Here is an 18,906-nt window from a genome sequence, read left to right as displayed (position 1 = left end):
GACCCGCACGCGTCCGACCCCGCGCCTGCCCGGCGCCGCATGTGTCCGCCCCGCATGTGTCCGGCTCCCTGCGCGTCCGGCCCGCACGTGTCTGGCTCCGCCCCGCGAACTGACGTACCGTCAACTCCGCGCCGGAGGTCCCGTCCGCCTCCCGCCACCCTGAACTGCCGTGCGACCAGGGAGGTTTGCCGTGGCAGACGACCGTCCGGTCCCGCTCGACGAGTACCCCGTGCACCAGGTCCCCCTCTCGATGAAGTACGTCGCGACGGGCGACCGCAACGCCTACGACCGGTGCATCTTCCACCTCTTCGACCACGAGGGCCGCGCCCTGCTCATCCTCGGGCTCGGCGTCTATCCGAACCTCGGCGTCATCGACGCGTACGCCACTCTGCGCATCGGGGACACGCTCCACGCCGTACGCGCGAGCGACGCCCTGGGCGAGGACCGGATGAACCTCGGCGTCGGCCCGCTCCGCATCACCGTCGACGAACCCCTGCACCGCATCCGCCTGACGTGCGCCGCCGACCCGAACGACCCCGCGTCCCTCTCGTACGACCTGACGTGGACCGCCGACTTCCCCGCCCTGTGGGAGCCCCACCACATCCAGCGCCGCGGCGACCGCCTCACCCTCGAAGGGCGCCGCTTCGTGCAGGCGGGACGGCCCGCCGGAGCGATCCGTGCGGGCGGCGAGGAGATCGCCGTGACGGCGGGGGAGTGGACCGCGACCCGCGACCGCAGCTGGGGCGTGCGACCCGTCCCCGGCGAGGAACGGGGCCGCCTGGAGGAGGAGTTCGCCACCGAGGGCTTCCACTGGATCTGGTGCCCCGTCCACCTCGACGACCGCTTCCTCATGGTCATCGCCCAGGAGGACGCGGACGGCTACCGCACCCTCAACGACGCCACTCTCGTCCGCCCCGGCCGGCCCGACCGCCAACTCGGCTGGCCCCGCACCGACATCACCTACCGCTCCGGCACCCGCCACCCCGAGCGCGCCGTCATCCACCTCACCGACCCGGACGGCCACAAGCCCCTGGAGGTCGGCGTGGAGGTGCTCGCCTCGCTGCCCCTGGCCGTGGGCGCCGGCTACCCGCCCGCCGACGACTGGCAGCACGGCACCTGGCGCGGCCGCGACTGGACCGACCGCCGCAGCTACGACCTGTCGGACCCCGCCGCCCACCCTCTCGCGGCGTACGGCGTCATCGACCACGCCGCACGCTTCACCCTCGAAGGCCGCACCGGTTACGGCATCTTCGAGCACGGCTGCTTCGGCCGCCACGACCCGAGCGGCTTCACCGGATTCGACTCCGTGGCGCCCTGAGAGCACGCCCGGGGCCCGCACCCGGAGGAAGGAGCACGGAGATGGCAACGGCACCCCGCCCCCGTACCACCACACGCGACCCGGAAGACCTCGCCCGTCGCCTCGGCGCCTGGCTCGACACCCGGCTGCCCGGCGCCAAGGCGGCCGACGTGACCGTCCCCGAGTCCAACGGCATGTCCAGCGAGACCCTGCTCTTCACCCTCGAACACCCCGAACCGCCGGTCGGCGCCTGCGCGTTGCGTCTCGCGGCGGACCCGGCGGCGTACACGATCTTCCCCGTCTACGACATGCCGCGTCAGTACCGCACGATGCGGCTCGTCGCCGAGCACACCGACGTGCCGGTCCCGCGGGCGCTGTGGCTGGAGGAGGACCCGGGCGCGCTCGGGGCGCCGTTCTTCGTCATGGAGCGGATCGAAGGGCGCGTCCCGCCGGACGTCATGCCCTATACGTACGAGGGGAATTGGCTGCACGCGGCGACCGACGCCGAACGCGCGCACCTCGAAGAGGCCTCCATCCGCGTCCTCGCCCACCTGCACGACCAAGTTCCGCCGGAGAAGGCCTCGTTCCTCACGCCGCCGGGCGACGGCAGCCCGCTGCGGCGCCACGTGACGGCCCAACGCGCCTACTACGCATGGGTGGTGGCCGGGCTGCCCCGCTCACCCCTCATCGAGAGCGCCTTCGACCGTCTCGACGAGCTGTGGCCCCGCCACGAGGGCGACGCCGTGCTCAACTGGGGCGACGCGCGCATCGGGAACATCATCTACGACGGCTTCGAGCCCGCCGCCGTCCTGGACTGGGAGATGGCGGCGTTCGCCCCGCGCGAGGTCGACCTCGGCTGGACCGTCTACCTCCACCGCTTCTTCCAGGACCTGACGGTGAGCTTCGGCCAGCCGGGACTGCCCGACTTCCAGCGCCGCGACCGCGTCGAGGCGGCGTACGCCCGGCTCACCGGACACACACCGCGCGACATGGACTTCTACACGCTCTACGCGGCCCTGCGGCACGCGATCGTCATGCTGCGCGTCGCCTACCGGCAGGTCCACTTCGGCGAGGCCGCGGTGCCGGCGGACGCCAGGGCCGCGGACACGCTGATCCTGCACCACGACAGCCTGGCCGCCATGGTGCAGGGCACCTACTGGTGAATCAGGCGGCGGGCCGGTGCTGCTGCGGCACCCGGATGGGGCGCGAGCCCGGACCGCCCACGTGCGAGAACGGCTGGGTCCGCCAGTCGAGCCCCTGAGGGAGCGTCAGGAGCAGGGCGGTGTCCTGCTCCTGGGCCTCCATCGACTCGTCGGTGGGCTCGGCGTCGGTCGCCGCGCGGCCGGTGCCCGCACAGACCGTGAGGCCGAACGGGTTCCAGGGCGTGGGGCACAGCGCGTGCTCGGGCAGCACGTCCTCGTCCGCGAGGAGCGCGATGGGCTGCCCGCAGTCGGGGCAGTTCACCCGGTACATCTCAAAAGTGTCGTAGGAGTCGAGAAAGGCGTCAGCCGGTTCGACGCCCTCCGGCTCGGGCTCGGCGACCGGCTGCTGCTTGGCGCGGGCAGACCGGCCGGGGCGCTTCAAATTCTGCATGGGAATCTCCCCCTCGGGTGGGCCGACAAGGCACTGCGGCCTCGACCACAGCAAGCACTTCCCGTCCCGTCGTAGAGGTAATCGTTGCATCTCGTCGGACACGGCCACGGAGGTGTGTCGTTCGTCACATGCCAATTAAAGTTGCCCTCGAGCGGGGAGACGAGTCGGCTATCCGAACGGATCAAGAGCCCTGTAGGTTCGGCGCATGGAGGAGCTGGACCGACAGATCGTGCAGCTGCTCGTCAAGGACGGGCGGATGAGCTACACCGACTTGGGCAAGGCCACGGGCCTGTCCACCTCGGCCGTGCACCAGCGGGTGCGCAGGCTGGAGCAGCGGGGTGTCATCCGCGGTTATGCCGCGGTGGTCGACCCCGAGGCCGTCGGGCTGCCGCTCACGGCCTTCATCTCGGTGAAACCGTTCGACCCCAGCGCCCCCGACGACATCGCCGAACGGCTCGCGGGCGTCCCGGAGATCGAGGCGTGCCACAGCGTCGCCGGCGACGAGAACTACATCCTGAAGGTCCGCGTCGCCACCCCGCTGGAGCTGGAGCACCTGCTCAGCCGGCTGCGGGCGCTCGCGGGCGTCTCCACGCGCACGACGGTCGTCCTCTCCACTCCGTACGAGGCGCGCCCGCCCCAGGTGTGACCCCCGCGCCGGCCGCACGGCCGCAGGGGCGAGACTGGTCCCATGAGCCAGAGCACCGCCCCCGGGAACGACCCCCGCGACCCATCGAACCACCGCACCGTGCTGCTGCGCGGCGGCGACGTCCACAGCCCCGCCGACCCGTTCGCCACCGCAATGGTCGTCGAGCGCGGACATGTCGCCTGGGTCGGCTCCGAGGGCGCGGCCGACGCCTTCGCCGACGGCGTCGACGACGTCGTCGACCTCGAAGGAGCCCTGGTCACCCCGGCGTTCACGGACGCCCACGTGCACACCACGGCCACCGGCCTCGCCCTGACGGGCCTGGACCTCACCGGGGCCCGCTCGCTGGCCGACGCACTCGTATCCGTACGCGAACACGCTGCCGCGCGGCCGCACGACACCGTCCTCCTCGGCCACGGCTGGGACGCGGCCCGCTGGCCCGGCGGCCGCCCGCCCACGCGCGCGGAGCTCGACGAGGCGGCCGGCGGCAGGCCCCTCTACCTCTCCCGCATCGACGTCCACTCGGCGGTCGTCACCACCGCGCTGCTCGACCTGGTGCCCGGCGTCACCGAGCGCGCCGGATACCACCCGGACGCCCCGCTGACCGCCGACGCCCACCACGGCGTGCGCGCGGCGGCACTCGGCGCCATCACCCCGCAGCAGCGCACGGAGGCCCAGCGCGCCGCGCTCCGCCGCGCCGCCTCGCTCGGCATCGGCTCCGTGCACGAGTGCGCGGGCCCCGAGATCTCCGACGAGGACGACTTCACCGGGCTGCTGCGGCTCGCCGCCGACGAGCCGGGACCGCGCGTCGTCGGCTACTGGGCCGAGCGGGACGTGCGGCGCGCGAAGGAGCTCGGCGCGATCGGTGCCGCCGGCGACCTGTTCGTCGACGGCGCCCTCGGCTCGCACACCGCCTGCCTGCACGAGCCGTACGCCGACGCGGCCCACACCGGCACCGCGTACCTGGACGCCGCGGCCGTCGCCGCCCACGTCGTGGCGTGCACCGAGGAAGGCCTCCAGGCGGGCTTCCACGCCATCGGGGACGCCGCGGTGGCCGCGGTGGTCGACGGCATGCGCCAAGCCGCCGAGAAGGTCGGTGCGGCCCGCGTCCGCGCCGCGCGGCACCGCGTCGAGCACGCCGAGATGCTCACCCCGGAGACGATCGCCGCCTTCGCCGAGTTCGGCCTCACCGCGTCCGTCCAGCCCGTCTTCGACGCCCTGTGGGGCGGCGAGGACGGCATGTACGCCCAGCGCCTCGGCGCCGAACGCGCCCGCACCCTCAATCCGTACGCGGCCCTCCTGCGCGCCGGTGTGCCGCTGGCCTTCGGCTCCGACAGCCCCGTCACCCCCCTCGACCCCTGGGGCACCGTCCGCGCCGCCGCCTTCCACCGCACGCCGGAGCACCGGGTCTCGGTGCGGGCGGCGTTCACCGCGCACACCCGCGGCGGCTGGCGGGCCGTCGGCCGTGACGACGCGGGCATCCTGGTGCCCGGCGCGCCCGCGGACTACGCCGTGTGGCGCACCTCCGATCTGGTGGTGCAGGCCCCGGACGACCGTGTGGCCCGCTGGTCGACCGACCCGCGCTCCGGCACGCCCGGCCTGCCGGACCTCTCGCCGGGCGCCGAACTCCCTGTCTGCCTGCGCACGGTGGTGGGCGGAAGGACCGTGTTCGTGGGGCCGGACGAGTGATGTCCCGGCGGTGCGCGGTGCCGATCGTGGCCGGTCAGGGCTCCGTACGACCTGGGAATCCTCGGCACTGACCTGGCGGTCCGTTAAGTCGCCCCAGCTCAGCCGGGTATTGACAGAGAGCCGCCGTGGGCCGGTAGGTTCGGCCGGGTCCACCACAGGACGTCCGACCGGCGAACCTCCACGCAGTCGTCGAACGCCGCTGGGTCACGGGTGGTGTGCCGCACCGGCGCACCGCCACTGGGAGCCAGGTCCAGCGCCCGCGACGCGGAGGCGAGGGAACGTATCAGCCGAATCGGCAGGTGTGACCCGGGTGGGGCCCGGACGCTCAGTAGACAACGGCTTTCGGTCGATCCGCAGCCAGCGGGTCCCGGGCCGGCCCGAAGGGCGCCGGGCCCCGATCCGCAGTACGTCCCGTGCCGTCGCGGCGTCGCAGGCAGCGGCCATTATGGTGGTCCTCTGCGTACGAACGAAGGGGCATCAGTGAACGACGGCGGCGGGGTCTCCGAAGCAGGGGACCAGGGGAGGCGGTTCGGCCCGCTCGGCACGGCCTTGGTGATCATTCCGACCTACAACGAGGCGGAGAACATCCAGTCCATCGTCGGCCGGGTGCGCGCCTCCGTGCCGGACGCGCACATCCTGGTCGCCGACGACAACAGCCCCGACGGCACCGGCAAGATCGCCGACGAGCTCGCGGCCGAGGACGAGCAGGTCCACGTCCTGCACCGCAAGGGCAAGGAAGGGCTCGGCGCGGCCTACCTCGCGGGCTTCCGCTGGGGCCTCGACCACGACTACGGCGTGCTTGTCGAGATGGACGCGGACGGCTCCCACCAGCCGGAGGAGCTGCCCCGGCTGCTCACCGCCCTGAAGGGCGCCGACCTCGTGCTCGGCTCGCGCTGGGTGCCGGGCGGACGGGTCGTCAACTGGCCCAAGCACCGCGAGTTCATCTCCCGCGGCGGCAGCACGTACTCGCGCCTCCTGCTCGACGTGCCGATCCGCGACGTGACGGGCGGCTACCGCGCCTTCCGCCGCGAGACCCTCGAGAACCTCGGACTCGGCGAGGTCGAGTCGCAGGGCTACTGCTTCCAGGTCGACCTGGCGAGGCGCGCGGTCAAGGCGGGCCACCACGTCGTCGAGGTGCCCATCACCTTCGTCGAGCGGGAGCTCGGCGACAGCAAGATGAGCCAGAACATCGTCGTCGAGGCGCTCTGGCGGGTCACGGCCTGGGGTGTGGGCGAGCGGGTCGGCAAGGTCGGCAAGGCGATCGGACGCAAGCAGGACTGAGGCGCGGAGGGGGCTTGATCATCCCCTTATGCCGGACTGAGGCGGGCCCAGGCACACTGGGAGCATGACGACTGGCGCACCGCCTCCCATCCGACCCGCCCGGCCCCGGCGCTCCGGGCCCCTGAGGTTCCTGCCGCTCGGCATCGCCGCGTGGCTGGTCCTGGAAATCTGGCTGCTCACCGTCGTGGCGGGGGCCACGAGCGGGTTCGTGGTCTTCCTGCTCCTGGTGGGCGGCCTCGTGCTCGGCTCCGCGGTGATCAAGCGCGCGGGGCGCCGGGCGTTCCGGAAGCTCAGCGAGGCGGTGCAACAGCAGCAGAGCGGTGTGACGCCCGCCCGGGAGACCGGGGGAGGCGGCGCCCTGACGATGCTGGGCGGCCTGCTGATCATCCTGCCGGGGCTCATCTCGGACGCCCTGGGGCTGATCCTGCTCATCCCGCCGGTCCAGAAGGCCCTGGGGAAGTACGCGGAGCGGACCTTCGAGCGCAAGGTGCGCGAGGCGACGCCCGGCGGCCTGGGGGACGCCTATCAGCAGGCGCGGATGCACCGCCCCGACGGCAAGGTCGTGCAGGGTGAGGTCATCAGGGACGACGAGCCGCCCATGCGCGGCCCGCGCCCGGACGACCCGCAGCTGCCCCATTGAGTGCCGACACGAAGAAGGGCCGGACACGCAAAAGGGCCGGGGCCACTGCTCAGCAGTGGCCCCGGCCCTTTTGTACTGCGTTGTGCCTGGTGCTTCGTGATGCGGTGTGCCGCAGCGTCCGTCGTCAGGCGGACTTGCGGCTGTCACGCGGGTGCACCGCGATGTTCATGGCACCGGACCGGAGAACCGCGAGTCGCTCCTCGAGGACCTCTTCGAGCTCCTCTCGGGTGCGGCGCTCCATGAGCATGTCCCAGTGCGTACGCGCCGGCTTGCCCTTCTTCTCCTCAGGTCCGTCGCCGTCCACGAGGAGTGCCTGGGCCCCGCAGACCTTGCACTCCCACTCCGGCGGGATCTCCGCCTCGACCGAGAACGGCATCTCGAAACGATGTCCGTTCTGGCATGCGTACTCCACGGCCTGGCGAGGTGCCAGGTCGATGCCGCGGTCGGTCTCGTAGCTTGTCACCACGAGGCGCGTGCCGCGAAGAGCTCGCTCACTCATGAATCGTGCCTCCCGGGCTTGTCGCCCACAGGACAGGTGTCGCTGTCGTCGTCATCCGGTCAACGTCCGGTCGGCGGTAAAGATTCCCGTTCAGGGTTATGCGTCGCCGTCGTATGCCGCCCCTTGTTGTACCCACCAGTGCCCGGTTTGTCACATCTGGCAGCAGATGTCACCCAGCGCTTCTGATTCTTCAGCTCGCAGTAACGGTCCGCCTGGCAGGCCAAAGGCGTACACTACCGGCCTTTGGCTTCAGTTGCTAAATCCTGTGGGGTACGGGATTGCCCGCGTCGCGTACCGCACGCCGTACGGGTACCCGCACGAGCAGGACGAAACCGAGCAAAAAGAACGCCACCAGCGAGACGATGGCATCCCGGTAACTTCCCGTGAGCTGATACGTGAGGCCGAAGATCAACGGCCCCAGCCACGCCATCCCGCGGTCGCTGATCTCGTACGCGGAGAAGTACTCGGCCTCCTTCCCGCGCGGCACCAGGTGCGAGAAGAGCGAGCGGGACAGGGCCTGCGTGCCGCCGAGGACCAGGCCGATCCCCGCGGCAAGGACGAAGAACCACGCGGGCGCGCCGGCGGGCAGGAAGTACCCGGCCCCGATCGTCACCGTCCAGGCCACGAGCGACCCGAGAATGGTCCGCTTGGCGCCGTAGGTCCGGGCGAGTCGCCCCATGGCGAGAGCCCCCGCGACCGCGAGCACCTGGACCAGCAGGACCGCCACGATCAGCGTGGACTGACCGAGTCCGAGCTCCTCGGAGCCGTAGACGGACGCCTGCGAGATCACCGTCTGAACACCGTCGTTGTAGACCAGGTAGGCGAACAGGAACGCGAGCGTGTGGGGATGGCGCCGCATGTCCCGCACGGTCGACCGCAGCTGCCGCCACCCGCCCCCGGCCGCCGACCCGGCGTCGTGCGCGGGCGTCCGGCGGTCCCGCAGCCGTTTCAGGGGTACGAGGGTGAAGGCGCCCCACCACAGGCCCGCCGACGCCAGACAGATGCGGACCGCCGTCGACTCGGAGACGCCGAAGCTGTCGTGGGCCAGGAACAGGACGAGGTTCGCCACCAGGACGAGGGCGCCCGACGCGTACCCGAAGGCCCAGCCGCGTGAGGAGACCGCGTCCCGCTCCTCCGGAGGTGCGATCTGCGGCAGATAGGAGTTGTAGAGCACCATCGACACGGCGAGCGAGGCGTTGGCGACGATCAGCAGGAGGCCGCCGAGCAGATAGCGCTCTCCCGCCAGGAAGAACATGCCCGCCGTGGCGGCCGCCCCCACGTACGCGGCGACGCCGAGCAGGGGCTTCTTGCGGCCGGTGCGGTCGGCGGCCGCTGCCGCCAGCGGCATGACGAAGACCGACACGATCACCGACACGGAGACCGTGTACGCGAAGAACGATCCCGCGCGGACCGGGATGCCCAGCGGATGCACATATCCCTCGGGGTCCGCGGCGGCCTTGGCGATCTCCGTGAGATAGGGCCCCAGGAACACGGTCAGGACGCTCGTCGAGTAGACCGAGCACGCCCAGTCGTAGACGTACCAGCCCCGCTGCTCGCGCCGCCGCTCCGCGGCCTCCGAGTCGTCGGCGGGCGTTCTCTTCACGGTGTCGGTGCTCACCCGTGACCTCGCTGTTCCCCGTGATGCGACGCCGCCGCGGCAGCGTCAGACCCAGGTCCCCCGGTCCTTCAGCACCTCGCGCAGCGTCTCGATGTGATCGGAAACTATGCCATCCACCCCGAGGTCGAGCAGGGCGCTCATCCGGTCCGCGTCATTGACCGTCCACACGTGGACCTGCATCCCGCGCGCGTGGGCGGCGCGCACGAAGCGGTGGTCCACCACCTGGATCCCGCCGTGCGTCTCCGGTACCTGGGCGCAGACCGCGGAACGGCGCAGGGCGGCGGGCACTCCGTAGGACAGCATCCGCAGCGCCGCCACGCCCCGGGTGCCCAGGGAAGTGGCCAGGCGCGGGCCCCCGAAGCGCTGGGCCCTGGCTACCCGGGCCTCCGAGAACGAGCCGACGCAGACGCGGTCCCAGGAGTCGGTGCGGCGGATCAGGTCGAGCAGCGGCAGCAGCGCGGGCTCCGCCTTCACGTCCACGTTCCAGCGCACGTCGGGAAAGGCTTCGAGGCACTCCTCGAAGAGGGGCACCGGTTCGCTGCCCGCCACGCGCGCGTGGCGCACCTCGCTCCACGGCAGGTCGATGATGCGTCCCGCCGCGTCGGTCACCCGGTCCAGCGTCGCGTCGTGGAAGGCGACGAGGCGGCCGTCGGCGGTGGCGTGCACATCGGTCTCGATGTAGCGGTAGCCGAGGTCGACGGCGCGCCGGAAGGCCGCGGCGGTGTTCTCCAGGCCGTCCGCCGCACCGCCGCGGTGGGCGAGGGCGAGCGGTCCCGGGTGATCGAGGTAGGGGTGGCGTACGCGCGTGGTCACGGCTGCAGTATCGCCTGCTCCGGCGGGCCGCCGGAGGCCACGACGACGCCCGTGACGGTCGTGGGGAGGGCAAAGCGGCGCAGGAAGAACTGGGCGAGCGGGCCGATGGCGAGCGCGTAGAGGACCGTGCCGACCCCGACGGTGCCGCCGAGCGCGAAGCCGGTCACGACCACCGCCACCTCGATGAGTGTCCGCATCAGCCGGATGGAGCGTCCGGTCCGCTGGTGCAGGCCCGTCATCAGGCCGTCCCGGGGGCCGGGGCCGAACGCCGCCGCGATGTACAGGCCGGTCGCCGCGCCGTTCAGGACGATCCCGGCCACCATCAGCGGTACGCGCACGGCCCAGCCCTCGGCCTCCGGCAGCAGCGCCAGCGCGGCGTCCATCGCCAGCCCGACGACGAAGACGTTGGAGACCGTGCCGAGCCCGGGACGCTGCCTCAGCGGGATCCACAGGAGCAGGACCGCGGCGCCCACCACGATGGACACGGCGCCGATCGAGAGGCCGGTGAGCTCGGCGAGCCCCTGATGCAGCACGTTCCACGGCTCCAGGCCGAGGCCGGACACGACGAGGAGCGCGGAGCTCACGCCGTACAGGGTGAGGCCCGCGTAGAGCTGCGTGAGTCGCCGCGGGAGCTGCCGCCGCGTCGCCCCAGGTGTCTCGCCAGGTGTCGTGCCGGGTGTCGTGCCGGACAAGAGGTGCCCCCGTTGGTGGTGGTAGTGGCCTGACGCATGACACTCTGTGGCTTGTACAAAGCAGCCAACCATGGCCAATCCGGGGAAGGTGGACTGGGAATCATGGCTCAGTGGACTTCGGCGATGGGGTCGACGCAGCTCGCCCGTCTCCTCGCCTCCCAGCAGGACCGCCCCGTGGGCACGGGCTCGCGCCGCCCGCCCGCCTACCGTGCCCTCGCCGACGGCATCCGGCTCCTCGTGCTCGAAGGGCGTGTACCGGTCGCCGCGCGCCTGCCCGCCGAGCGTGAACTCGCGGTCGCCCTCGCCGTCAGCCGTACCACCGTCGCCGCCGCCTACGAAGCGCTGCGCACCGAGGGGTTCCTGGAGTCCCGCAGGGGAGCGGGCAGCTGGACCGCCGTCCCCGCCGGAAATCCTCTCCCCGCGCGCGGTCTCGAACCGCTGCCCCCCGAGGCGCTCGGTTCCATGATCGACCTCGGCTGTGCGGCGCTGCCCGCGCCCGAACCCTGGCTCACCCGCGCCGTCCAGGGTGCCCTCGAAGCCCTCCCGCCGTACGCCCACACGCACGGCGACTACCCCGCCGGCCTGCCCGCCCTGCGCGAGATGCTCGCCGAGCGCTACAGCGCGCGCGGGATCCCCACCATGCCCGAACAGATCATGGTGACCACCGGTGCGATGGGCGCCATCGACGCCATCTGTCACCTCTTCGCGGGCCGCGGCGAACGCATCGCCGTGGAGTCGCCGTCGTACGCCAACATCCTCCAGCTGATGCGTGAAGCGGGCGCCCGCCTCGTCCCCGTCGCCATGGCCGAGGGCCTCCAGGGCTGGGACATGGACCGCTGGCGGCAGGTCCTGCGCGACGCCGCGCCCCGGCTCGCGTACGTCGTCGCGGACTTCCACAACCCCACCGGCGCGCTCGCGGACGAGGACCAGCGCAGGCAGCTCGTCGAGGCGGCCAGGTCCGCGGGCACGGTCCTCGTCGTCGACGAGACGATGAGCGAGCTCGGCCTCGACGAGGACCTCGCCATGCCGCGCCCGGTCTGCGGTTTCGACCCCGCGGGCTCCACCGTCATCACCGTCGGCTCGGCCAGCAAGGCCTTCTGGGCCGGCATGCGCATCGGCTGGGTGCGGGCCGCGCCCGACGTGATCCGCAGCCTGGTCGCCGCGCGCGCGTACGCCGATCTCGGCACCCCCGTCCTCGAACAGCTCGCCGTGAACTGGCTCCTGAACACCGGCGGCTGGCAGGCCGCCGTGGACGTGCGCAGGGAACAGGCCAGGGAGAATCGCGACGCGCTGGTCGCAGCCGTCCGCCGCGAGCTGCCCGACTGGGAGTTCGAGGTGCCGCGCGGCGGTCTCACCCTCTGGGTGCGCACCGGCGGCGTGTCCGGGTCGCGGCTCGCCGAGGTGGGCGAGCGGGTGGGCGTACGAGTGCCTTCGGGGCCCCGCTTCGGAGTGGACGGAGCCTTTGAGGGATACGTGCGGCTGCCGTTCACCGTGGGGGGCGCGGTCGCCGACGAGGCGGCGGCGCGGTTGGCGGCGGCGGCCCGGCTGGTCGAGACGGGCGTCGGCGCGGGCGCGCAGGCAGCCCACCCGTTTGTCGCCTGATGCACGTCTCCGTAGCAGGGCCCTAGCTCTCGGCGGGGACCGGTTCCGCCTCCGTGGCCTCCGGGGCGGCGGGCTCCGTCTCGTCCGGCGGGGTGCTCCGCTCCGGCAGCAGCTCCATGACGGCCCTGCGGTGGGCCTCGCTGGTCGCGTCGTCGTACGGGTCGGGGGTCGCGGGGACCTGGAGACGGTGCACCGGGCCCGCGCCGAGCCGGGCGTAGCCGCGGCCGGGCGGTACGTCCATCGTCGGCGTCGTGTGGGGCGGCGTCCCGAGGACGTCCTCCAGCTGGTCGACCGTGGCGTAACCCAGCACCACGCGCGCGCGGGTGTGCTGATGCACCGCCTCGCTCAGCGCGTCGAGGGCGTCCAACTGGTCGGCGACCACGACCGTCACGTTCGCCGCCCTGCCGTGCCGCAACGGGACCTGCAGCAGTGACTGGGGGTCCGTGCGCCCGTCGGCCGCGGCGAGGTGCCCGAGCGCGCTCGGGCGGTCGAGGAGGAGCCACAGGGGGCGCTTGGTGTCCTCCGGCGGCGGGTGGCCCGCCTGCCGCGCGCGGTTCGCCGCGATGAGCCTGCGCTCGGTCTCGTGCGCCGCCCATTCGAGGCTCGCGAGCGCCCCGGTGAGCCCGCACTCGATGGCGAGGACCCCGTCACGGCCGGTCAGACAGGCGTAGTCGCCGGTGCCGCTGCCCTCGACGACGAGCACATCGCCGTACTGCAGCGCCTGGAGGGCGATGGAGCGCAGCAATGACGTCGTGCCGCTGCCGGGCTGGCCGGCGATCAGCAGGTGGGGCTCGGTGGAGCGGATGCCCGTGCGCCACACGACGGGGGGTACGTCGCGCTGTTCCGCGCCGTCGGACAGCGGCAGGGTGCGCTGGACGCCGGTCTCGTCGGTGAAGCCGAGGACGGTCTCTCCCGGGGCGGTGACGAATCGCTGGGCGGCGATGTCGGTGGGCAGCGGGGAGAGCACCGTGACGGTGAGCTGATTGCCCTCCTCGTCCCACAGGAAGTGGTACTCGCGGCCGCGCCCCGCCTTGGCGTGCAGCAGCTGTTCGATCCGGGCGCGGGACTCGGCCTCGCCGTCCGTGAAGTACGCGGGGTAGCGCACCACGAGCCGGGAGATCCGCCCGGTGTCGTCGAAGTCGTGCTCGACGAACGCCTTGTCCCATTCACCGCCGTGCGCGAAGAGCGGGGCGGGGTCCTCGGGGACGGAGAAGTACGGGACGAGCGCTTCGTAGAGGGACTGCAGCCGCTGCACCTGCGCCTCGTCAGGCCCCTCCGGCTCCGGAGCGGTGCGCTCGCGGCCCGTCCAGGCCGCCGCCCCCATCAGGGAGATGAGGGCGAGCAGCGGTCCGTAGGGCACGAGCGCCACGACCAGGACGACGGAGGCCACGAGGAACAGCAGCGGCCCGCGCTTGTCCTTCGGGGTGTCGGCCCATCTGCGCCGCCCGGCGGCAGCCAGCCGGCGCAGTCCGCGGGTGATCGTGATCAGCGGATGGAGGACGTCCGTGGCGCTGTCGGCCGCCGACCGTGCCAGCTCCCTGCTCCGGGCGATGGATGCGGTGCCGTTGCTCAGAATGCGGGGGAGTGGTCGCCTGGCCACGTCTGTCTCCTGGAGGTGCGTACGAAAGCGGGACGGTCAGAACTTGATCCCGCCGAGGAGGCTCGCCAGGCTCGCGCTGCCGGCCTTGATGCTCGGGGCGATCGCCGTGCCTGCCATGAAGAAGCCGAAGAGGGCGCAGACCACCGCGTGCGACGCCTTGAGTCCGTCTTTGCGGAAGAAGAGGAAGACGATGATTCCGAGCAGTACGACGCCCGAGATGGAAAGGACCATGACGGTTCTCCTGGTTTGGTGGGGACAGTCACCATGAGTTCTTCCAGGTTCACAGCATGTATCCATACGATAAAAGGTGCAAATGGGTCAATTTCTTGGGATTTCCCTCTAATGGTGTAGCCCGATCGGGTCATGGTCGGGGTTCCGAGTGGCCTTCGCGCCTCGGCGTGATCTTTGCCTCGGGTGGCCCGGGTCATGTGCCCGGCGGGGCAGTACCCTGTCGATTCACTCGTACGGCTGCACAGGCAGACGCACCCGAAAAGCCGGAAAGGCGGAACGCCCCCATGAGCGAAGCCCCCGACCCCGAGGTCGTGGAGCTGGCGACCAAGATCTTCGATCTGGCACGTCAGGGCGACGCAGCGGCCCTCGCCGCCTACGTGGACGCGGGCGCCCCCGCGAACCTCACGAACGACAGCGGCGACTCGCTCGTGATGCTGGCGGCCTACCACGGGCACGCCGACGCGGTCCGCGCCCTCGTGGAGCGCGGCGCCGACACCAACCGCGCCAACGACCGGGGCCAGACCCCGCTCGCCGGAGCCGTCTTCAAGGGCGAGGACGCGGTGATCCGGGCCCTCCTGGACGGTGGCGCGGATCCCGCCGCCGGCACTCCGTCGGCCGTCGACACGGCCAGGATGTTCGGAAAGGCGGAGCTGCTGCAGCTGTTCGGGGCCGCCTGAACCGGGTACCTGACCAGCAACAACGGGGGCGCTGGAAATGTGGTCGCGGCGGACCTGACCGCCGGGTCATCATGACGACGTGATTCACGGACGCGACGGTGGGGCAGATGTTGCCGCACCGCGTGGACCGTGAGCGGCCCGCCCCCGGACCTCCCGTCCGGGAACCCCTGGGCCACCGACGAGAGGCAGAGGAAGATGGTCTTCGACAAGCAAAAGACGGCGGGCGGCCCGACGTGTTGGCGCACGGCCAGGTAATGCGTGATTCCCGGTTGCGTCGACGCTTGATGTGAGGCTGTTTCCCATGTTCGATCCGGTCATAGCGCCCAGCGGTACGCTGCTCGGCCTGCTGCAGAGGGGCCGCGGCGACGGCACCCTGCACGCGCTCACCGCCCCACGCTCCGAGGCGCTCACCGCCCTCGACCACTGCGTGCTCAACGATCCCCGCCACGACTGGCAGGTGGAGAACCGCTCGCTGTACTACGCCCGGCTCTACCTCGACCTGCACGGCGGACTCGGCGAGATCGAGCGGCACCTCTTCGATGCCGAGGACGTCCTGAACACGGACGACTCGCGCACCGGACTCGCCCTCGCCGTCCTCGGCCACCTCGCCTCGTACGGCAGGCAGGACGCCCTCGAGCTCCTGCGGAGGTACGCGGCGTTCGGCTCCAACTGGGCCTGGGCCCTCGACGAGCTGGCGCTGCGCGACGACGACGCGGGGCTGCGGGCCCTCGCGGCCCCCGTGCTCGCCCGGTTCGCCCCCGACGCCGAGGGCGAGGCCGACCTCGCCGCCGCCGTCCGCGACGCCTACGAACCGAGGCCCTGGCGCCTCTGGGAAGAGGACCCCCGCGCCGATATCGGCGCCCGCGTGCGCGCCGCGCGGGAACAGGGCTCCTTCGACCGGTGGCAGCGCCAGATGCGTCCCTCGGGACCGCGCCCGGGCTGGAGCGTCCAGGCCGTCTTCGACTGGGCGCAGGAGGGCCTGGAGCGGGGCACCGTCCTGTACGTGCCCGCCGCACGCTGCCTGACCGCGGTCGCAGGACCCGAGGACCGCGCCGAGATCATCGAGGCCGCACGCAACGGCTCCGACGGGGCGCGCGGCACCGCCCTGCGCTACCTCGCGGACACCCACGACCCCGCCGTCCTCGACCTCATCGAGTACGCCGCGGAAGGCCCCTCGCAGGTCGTGGTGGACGCCGCCACCGACGCCTTCGAACGGATGCGCAGCGTCGCCGCCGTCGAGCGTGCCCGACGCTGGGCCTACCGGCCCGACGACTTGGGCGCGGCCGCCGGACGCATGCTCGCCTGCCGGGGCGGCGCACAGGACAGCAAGCCGGTCCTCGCCGCGCTCCGCGAGGCCGTCCGCGGCGAGGGCCCCGACGCGCCGACGCTGTGGACCCTCGTCGACGGCGCGGGACGCCTCGGCATCGCCTGCGCCGCCCCCGTGCTGCGGCACGTCTACCGAGAGACCGCCTCCTCCCACCTCCGCGGCCGCGCCGCACGCGCGCTGGCCGCCACCGATCCCTCCTTCGCCTCCGGCTTCGCCGTCGAGTGCCTCTGGGACTGCGAGGAGTCCACCCGCGAAGTCGCCGCACGGCACGCCGAGACCGGTGACGCCCGTGTCGTCAACCGGCTCAGGAGGCTCGCCGCGGACCCCGCCGAGGAGGACGACGTACAGACAGCGGTGCGCAGCAGGATCGGCCCGGACGCGGCCGTGTGACGGGCGGCCTAGGGGACCTGTGAGGGTCGCCGCAGGCCGGCGGCGACGAAACGCACGGGCGTGCCGGGCCAGGCCTGCGCCGCCGCGGCCAGGTCGCTCTCGCGGACCACGGCGACCACCGGGTAGCCCCCGGTGGTGGGGTGGTCGGCCAGGAAGACGACGGGCCTGCCGTCCGGCGGGACCTGCACGGCGCCGAGCACCATGCCCTCACTGGGCAGCTCGCCTTCGAACGCCCGCTCCAGGGCCGGGCCCTCGGTGCGCAGCCCGATGCGGTTGCTCGCCGAGGACACCGTGTACGCGCGCGTGGTGAGGGTGTCCAGCGCCGCCGCCGTGAACCAGTCCGCGCGCGGCCCGAGCGTCACCCGGAGCACCAGCTCCTGGGGCGGCGCGGGCTGCGGAACGACGTCCACGCGTGCGTGGTCGCGGCCGGGGTGTCCCAGGGGGAGGACGGCGCCGGTCGCGAGCGGGGGCGGGCCGAGGCCGGAGAGCAGATCCGTCGAGCGGCTGCCGAGCACCGGCTCGACGCTCACGCCGCCGTCGAACGCGACGTAGCACCGTACTCCGGAGACGGCCGTTCCGACGTCCAGGAGCGCTCCCGCGGGCACCCGCACGGGGGCTCCCCAGGGCGCGGGCCTGCCGTCCACGGTCACGGGGCAGGGCGCACCGCCCACGGCGACCGTCACGGTCCTGCGCGGACGCACGGCACAGCCGTCGAGGGTGGTCTCCAGGACGGCCGCTTCGGGCGGGTTGCCGACCAGGCGGTTGACCAGGCGGGCCGCGGGCAGGTCGAGGGCTCCGGAGCGGGGCACCCCGAGATGCGCGTGCCCGGGGCGCCCGAGGTCCTGCACGGTGGTCAGGGCCCCGGCGCGTACGACGGAGAGGGCGTGGTCGGTCATCACGTCCCCGCTGCCGGGGCCGTCGGGGCCGTACGCGGCACGAAGCGGACGCGGACGCCGGGGGAGAGCAGCGCGGCGGGCACGCGCGCGTGGTCCCACAGCACGAGGTCCGTGGAACCGATGAGCTGCCAGCCGCCGGGCGACGCGCGCGGGTAGACGCCCGTGTACGGGCCCGCCAGGGCGACGCTGCCCCGGGGCACACTGGTGCGTGGCGTGGCCCTGCGCGGTACTTCGTAGCGCTCGGGCAGCCCGGTCAGATAGCCGAAGCCGGGTGCGAACCCACAGAACGCGACGCGGAATTCGGCGGCGGAGTGGATCCGCGCCACGTCGCCCACGGGCACGCCCCAGTGCGCCGCCACGTCCGCGAGGTCCGGCCCGTCGTACCTCACCGGTATCTCCAGAACCGCTCCCGCGCGCGGGGGCAGCGACGGGATGTCCCAGCCGGGCAGCTCGGCGCCGACGCGGCCGGGGTCGTCGAGACCGTCGAGGAGCACCGTACGCGCCGCGGGAACGATCTCCCGGACCCGCAGGTCGCCCGACGCGCGACGGCGCAGCAGCTCCGCGTGGAGGGCCTGGGCCTCGGTGCCGTCGGAGAGTTCGACGAGCAGGGCCCGCTCGCCGACCGGCAGGGCCCTCACGCGAACGCCGCCACGCGCACGCCGGCCGCCTCCAGCTCGGCCCGCACCCGCCGGGCAAGCTCCACCGCCCCCGGGGTGTCGCCGTGCAGGCACAGCGACCGCGCGCGGACCTCGATCTCGCGGCCCCCGAGCGAGGTGACGACACCGGACCGGGCCATTCCGACGGACCGTGTGACGACGGCGTCCGCCTCCGTGACGACCGCTCCTTCACGGGAGCGGGGGACCAGAGTGCCCTCGTCGGTGTAGGCGCGGTCCGCGAAGGCCTCGGTGACGACGGGGAGCCCGGCCTTGTCCGCCGTCTTCAGAAGGGACGATCCCGGAAGCCCGAGGACGGGCAGCGCGGCGTCGGCGAGCAGTACGCCCTCGACGACCGCGCGGGCCTGCTCCTCGTCGTGGACGACGCGGTTGTAGAGCGCGCCGTGCGGCTTCACGTACGCCACGCGCGTGCCCGCCGCGCGGGCGAACACCTCCAAGGCGCCGATCTGGTAAGCCACTTCGGCCGCCAGCTCCGCTGGCGGCACGTCCATGGCGCGCCGCCCGAAGCCCGCCAGGTCCCGGTAGGACACCTGCGCGCCGATCCGCACTCCGCGCTCGGCGGCGCGGTCGCAGACCCGACGCATGGTCACCGGGTCGCCGGCGTGGAACCCGCAGGCCACGTTGGCGCTGGTGACGACGGACAGCAGCTCCTCGTCGTCGGTCAGGTGCCAGCGGCCGAAGCCCTCGCCGAGGTCGGCGTTGAGATCGATCAGGGGCGCGCTCATCAACGTATGCCTCCAGTGC

At 72.7% G+C, this 18,906-nt stretch carries 19 protein-coding genes; 9 read left to right on the top strand and 10 right to left on the bottom strand.

Features of this window, described 5'->3' with window-relative positions; genetic code table 11:
- Nucleotides 1-190: 190 nt before the first annotated feature.
- Both DEJ49_RS04975 and DEJ49_RS04970 read left to right on the top strand, forming a co-directional pair.
- Nucleotides 191-1,318 carry a hypothetical protein gene (locus tag DEJ49_RS04975; RefSeq protein WP_150182736.1) on the top strand — a complete coding sequence of 376 codons (1,128 nt, stop codon included), beginning with the start codon at nucleotides 191-193 and terminating at the stop codon, nucleotides 1,316-1,318.
- A gap of 41 nt (nucleotides 1,319-1,359) precedes the next feature.
- The gene (locus DEJ49_RS04970; RefSeq protein ID WP_150182734.1) at nucleotides 1,360-2,460 is read left to right on the top strand and encodes a phosphotransferase family protein; all 1,101 of its coding nucleotides are present in this window, start codon (nucleotides 1,360-1,362) and stop codon (nucleotides 2,458-2,460) included.
- Nucleotide 2,461: 1 nt separating this feature from the next.
- Here DEJ49_RS04970 and DEJ49_RS04965 read toward each other — a convergent pair whose 3' ends face one another.
- Nucleotides 2,462-2,890: a hypothetical protein gene (locus DEJ49_RS04965; protein WP_150182733.1), complete on the bottom strand. Its 429-nt coding sequence runs from the start codon at nucleotides 2,888-2,890 to the stop codon at nucleotides 2,462-2,464.
- 205 nt (nucleotides 2,891-3,095) lie between these two features.
- Between DEJ49_RS04965 and DEJ49_RS04960 the strand changes: the two genes are divergently transcribed.
- The 4 genes from DEJ49_RS04960 (at nucleotide 3,096) to fxsA (ending at nucleotide 7,143) form a co-directional block, all read left to right on the top strand.
- A complete protein-coding gene (locus DEJ49_RS04960) occupies nucleotides 3,096-3,536 on the top strand; it encodes an Lrp/AsnC family transcriptional regulator (RefSeq protein ID WP_030789227.1) in 441 nt (146 codons plus the stop codon).
- A gap of 42 nt (nucleotides 3,537-3,578) precedes the next feature.
- On the top strand, nucleotides 3,579-5,222 hold the full coding sequence (locus DEJ49_RS04955; RefSeq protein ID WP_150182731.1) for an amidohydrolase: 1,644 nt from the start codon (nucleotides 3,579-3,581) through the stop codon (nucleotides 5,220-5,222).
- A 480-nt stretch (nucleotides 5,223-5,702) separates the two neighbouring features.
- A complete protein-coding gene (locus DEJ49_RS04950; RefSeq protein WP_150182729.1) occupies nucleotides 5,703-6,503 on the top strand; it encodes a polyprenol monophosphomannose synthase in 801 nt (266 codons plus the stop codon).
- A gap of 64 nt (nucleotides 6,504-6,567) precedes the next feature.
- On the top strand, nucleotides 6,568-7,143 hold the full coding sequence (gene fxsA, locus DEJ49_RS04945; RefSeq protein WP_150182727.1) for an FxsA family membrane protein: 576 nt from the start codon (nucleotides 6,568-6,570) through the stop codon (nucleotides 7,141-7,143).
- A 124-nt stretch (nucleotides 7,144-7,267) separates the two neighbouring features.
- Here fxsA and DEJ49_RS04940 read toward each other — a convergent pair whose 3' ends face one another.
- From DEJ49_RS04940 to DEJ49_RS04925, 4 genes are all read right to left on the bottom strand, one after another.
- The gene (locus DEJ49_RS04940) at nucleotides 7,268-7,642 is read right to left on the bottom strand and encodes an RNA polymerase-binding protein RbpA (RefSeq protein ID WP_030360404.1); all 375 of its coding nucleotides are present in this window, start codon (nucleotides 7,640-7,642) and stop codon (nucleotides 7,268-7,270) included.
- Nucleotides 7,643-7,898: 256 nt separating this feature from the next.
- Nucleotides 7,899-9,260 carry an MFS transporter gene (locus DEJ49_RS04935; RefSeq protein WP_150182725.1) on the bottom strand — a complete coding sequence of 454 codons (1,362 nt, stop codon included), beginning with the start codon at nucleotides 9,258-9,260 and terminating at the stop codon, nucleotides 7,899-7,901.
- Between the two features lie 45 nt (nucleotides 9,261-9,305).
- Complete coding sequence (locus DEJ49_RS04930; protein ID WP_150182723.1) at nucleotides 9,306-10,073, bottom strand: glycerophosphodiester phosphodiesterase; 768 nt, start codon at nucleotides 10,071-10,073, stop codon at nucleotides 9,306-9,308.
- The gene (locus DEJ49_RS04925; RefSeq protein ID WP_223832728.1) at nucleotides 10,070-10,843 is read right to left on the bottom strand and encodes a YczE/YyaS/YitT family protein; all 774 of its coding nucleotides are present in this window, start codon (nucleotides 10,841-10,843) and stop codon (nucleotides 10,070-10,072) included. The genes DEJ49_RS04930 and DEJ49_RS04925 overlap by 4 nt, the downstream gene beginning before the upstream one ends.
- Nucleotides 10,844-10,867: 24 nt before the next feature.
- Here DEJ49_RS04925 and DEJ49_RS04920 point away from each other — a divergent pair, with 24 nt between their 5' ends.
- Nucleotides 10,868-12,367 carry a PLP-dependent aminotransferase family protein gene (locus DEJ49_RS04920; RefSeq protein WP_150182720.1) on the top strand — a complete coding sequence of 500 codons (1,500 nt, stop codon included), beginning with the start codon at nucleotides 10,868-10,870 and terminating at the stop codon, nucleotides 12,365-12,367.
- Between the two features lie 22 nt (nucleotides 12,368-12,389).
- Here the strand turns inward: DEJ49_RS04920 and DEJ49_RS04915 are convergent, their stop codons facing one another.
- Nucleotides 12,390-13,967 (bottom strand): hypothetical protein, encoded by a 1,578-nt coding sequence (locus DEJ49_RS04915; RefSeq protein WP_150182719.1) that lies wholly within the window; start codon nucleotides 13,965-13,967, stop codon nucleotides 12,390-12,392.
- A gap of 36 nt (nucleotides 13,968-14,003) precedes the next feature.
- Nucleotides 14,004-14,198, bottom strand: coding sequence for a hypothetical protein (locus DEJ49_RS04910; RefSeq protein ID WP_030789254.1), 195 nt, complete (start codon nucleotides 14,196-14,198; stop codon nucleotides 14,004-14,006).
- A gap of 284 nt (nucleotides 14,199-14,482) precedes the next feature.
- On the opposite strand from DEJ49_RS04910, the gene DEJ49_RS04905 reads away from it, so the two are divergent.
- Both DEJ49_RS04905 and DEJ49_RS04895 read left to right on the top strand, forming a co-directional pair.
- A complete protein-coding gene (locus tag DEJ49_RS04905) occupies nucleotides 14,483-14,875 on the top strand; it encodes an ankyrin repeat domain-containing protein (RefSeq protein WP_150182717.1) in 393 nt (130 codons plus the stop codon).
- A 301-nt stretch (nucleotides 14,876-15,176) separates the two neighbouring features.
- A complete protein-coding gene (locus DEJ49_RS04895; RefSeq protein WP_150182714.1) occupies nucleotides 15,177-16,592 on the top strand; it encodes a HEAT repeat domain-containing protein in 1,416 nt (471 codons plus the stop codon).
- An 8-nt stretch (nucleotides 16,593-16,600) separates the two neighbouring features.
- Here DEJ49_RS04895 and DEJ49_RS04890 read toward each other — a convergent pair whose 3' ends face one another.
- From DEJ49_RS04890 to DEJ49_RS04880, 3 genes are read right to left on the bottom strand one after another with little or no spacing between them, the layout of a single operon-like run.
- Entirely contained in the window at nucleotides 16,601-17,488 is an 888-nt protein-coding gene (locus DEJ49_RS04890) for a biotin-dependent carboxyltransferase family protein (RefSeq protein WP_150182713.1), read from the bottom strand.
- Nucleotides 17,488-18,126 (bottom strand): 5-oxoprolinase subunit B family protein, encoded by a 639-nt coding sequence (locus tag DEJ49_RS04885; protein ID WP_150182711.1) that lies wholly within the window; start codon nucleotides 18,124-18,126, stop codon nucleotides 17,488-17,490. The genes DEJ49_RS04890 and DEJ49_RS04885 overlap by 1 nt, the downstream gene beginning before the upstream one ends.
- Complete coding sequence (locus DEJ49_RS04880; protein ID WP_150182709.1) at nucleotides 18,123-18,887, bottom strand: LamB/YcsF family protein; 765 nt, start codon at nucleotides 18,885-18,887, stop codon at nucleotides 18,123-18,125. Before DEJ49_RS04880 ends, DEJ49_RS04885 begins: the two co-directional genes overlap by 4 nt.
- Nucleotides 18,888-18,906: the final 19 nt, after the last annotated feature.

The sequence above is a fragment of the Streptomyces venezuelae genome, assembly GCF_008642335.1.
GTDB lineage: Bacteria > Actinomycetota > Actinomycetes > Streptomycetales > Streptomycetaceae > Streptomyces > Streptomyces venezuelae_F.
The sequence above is the reverse complement of the archived record's forward strand: the minus strand, read 5'-3'. Positions and strand labels throughout refer to the sequence as shown.

Coding starts and splice junctions, on each gene's coding strand:
- DEJ49_RS04890 (WP_150182713.1), bottom strand. CDS start 17,488: ATGACCGACCACGCCCTCTCCGTCGTACGCGCCGGGGCCCTGACCACC.
- DEJ49_RS04905 (WP_150182717.1), top strand. CDS start 14,483: ATGAGCGAAGCCCCCGACCCCGAGGTCGTGGAGCTGGCGACCAAGATC.
- DEJ49_RS04965 (WP_150182733.1), bottom strand. CDS start 2,890: ATGCAGAATTTGAAGCGCCCCGGCCGGTCTGCCCGCGCCAAGCAGCAG.
- DEJ49_RS04920 (WP_150182720.1), top strand. CDS start 10,868: ATGGCTCAGTGGACTTCGGCGATGGGGTCGACGCAGCTCGCCCGTCTC.
- DEJ49_RS04910 (WP_030789254.1), bottom strand. CDS start 14,198: ATGGTCCTTTCCATCTCGGGCGTCGTACTGCTCGGAATCATCGTCTTC.
- DEJ49_RS04895 (WP_150182714.1), top strand. CDS start 15,177: ATGTTCGATCCGGTCATAGCGCCCAGCGGTACGCTGCTCGGCCTGCTG.
- DEJ49_RS04960 (WP_030789227.1), top strand. CDS start 3,096: ATGGAGGAGCTGGACCGACAGATCGTGCAGCTGCTCGTCAAGGACGGG.
- DEJ49_RS04940 (WP_030360404.1), bottom strand. CDS start 7,642: ATGAGTGAGCGAGCTCTTCGCGGCACGCGCCTCGTGGTGACAAGCTAC.
- DEJ49_RS04880 (WP_150182709.1), bottom strand. CDS start 18,887: ATGAGCGCGCCCCTGATCGATCTCAACGCCGACCTCGGCGAGGGCTTC.
- DEJ49_RS04970 (WP_150182734.1), top strand. CDS start 1,360: ATGGCAACGGCACCCCGCCCCCGTACCACCACACGCGACCCGGAAGAC.
- DEJ49_RS04955 (WP_150182731.1), top strand. CDS start 3,579: ATGAGCCAGAGCACCGCCCCCGGGAACGACCCCCGCGACCCATCGAAC.
- fxsA (WP_150182727.1), top strand. CDS start 6,568: ATGACGACTGGCGCACCGCCTCCCATCCGACCCGCCCGGCCCCGGCGC.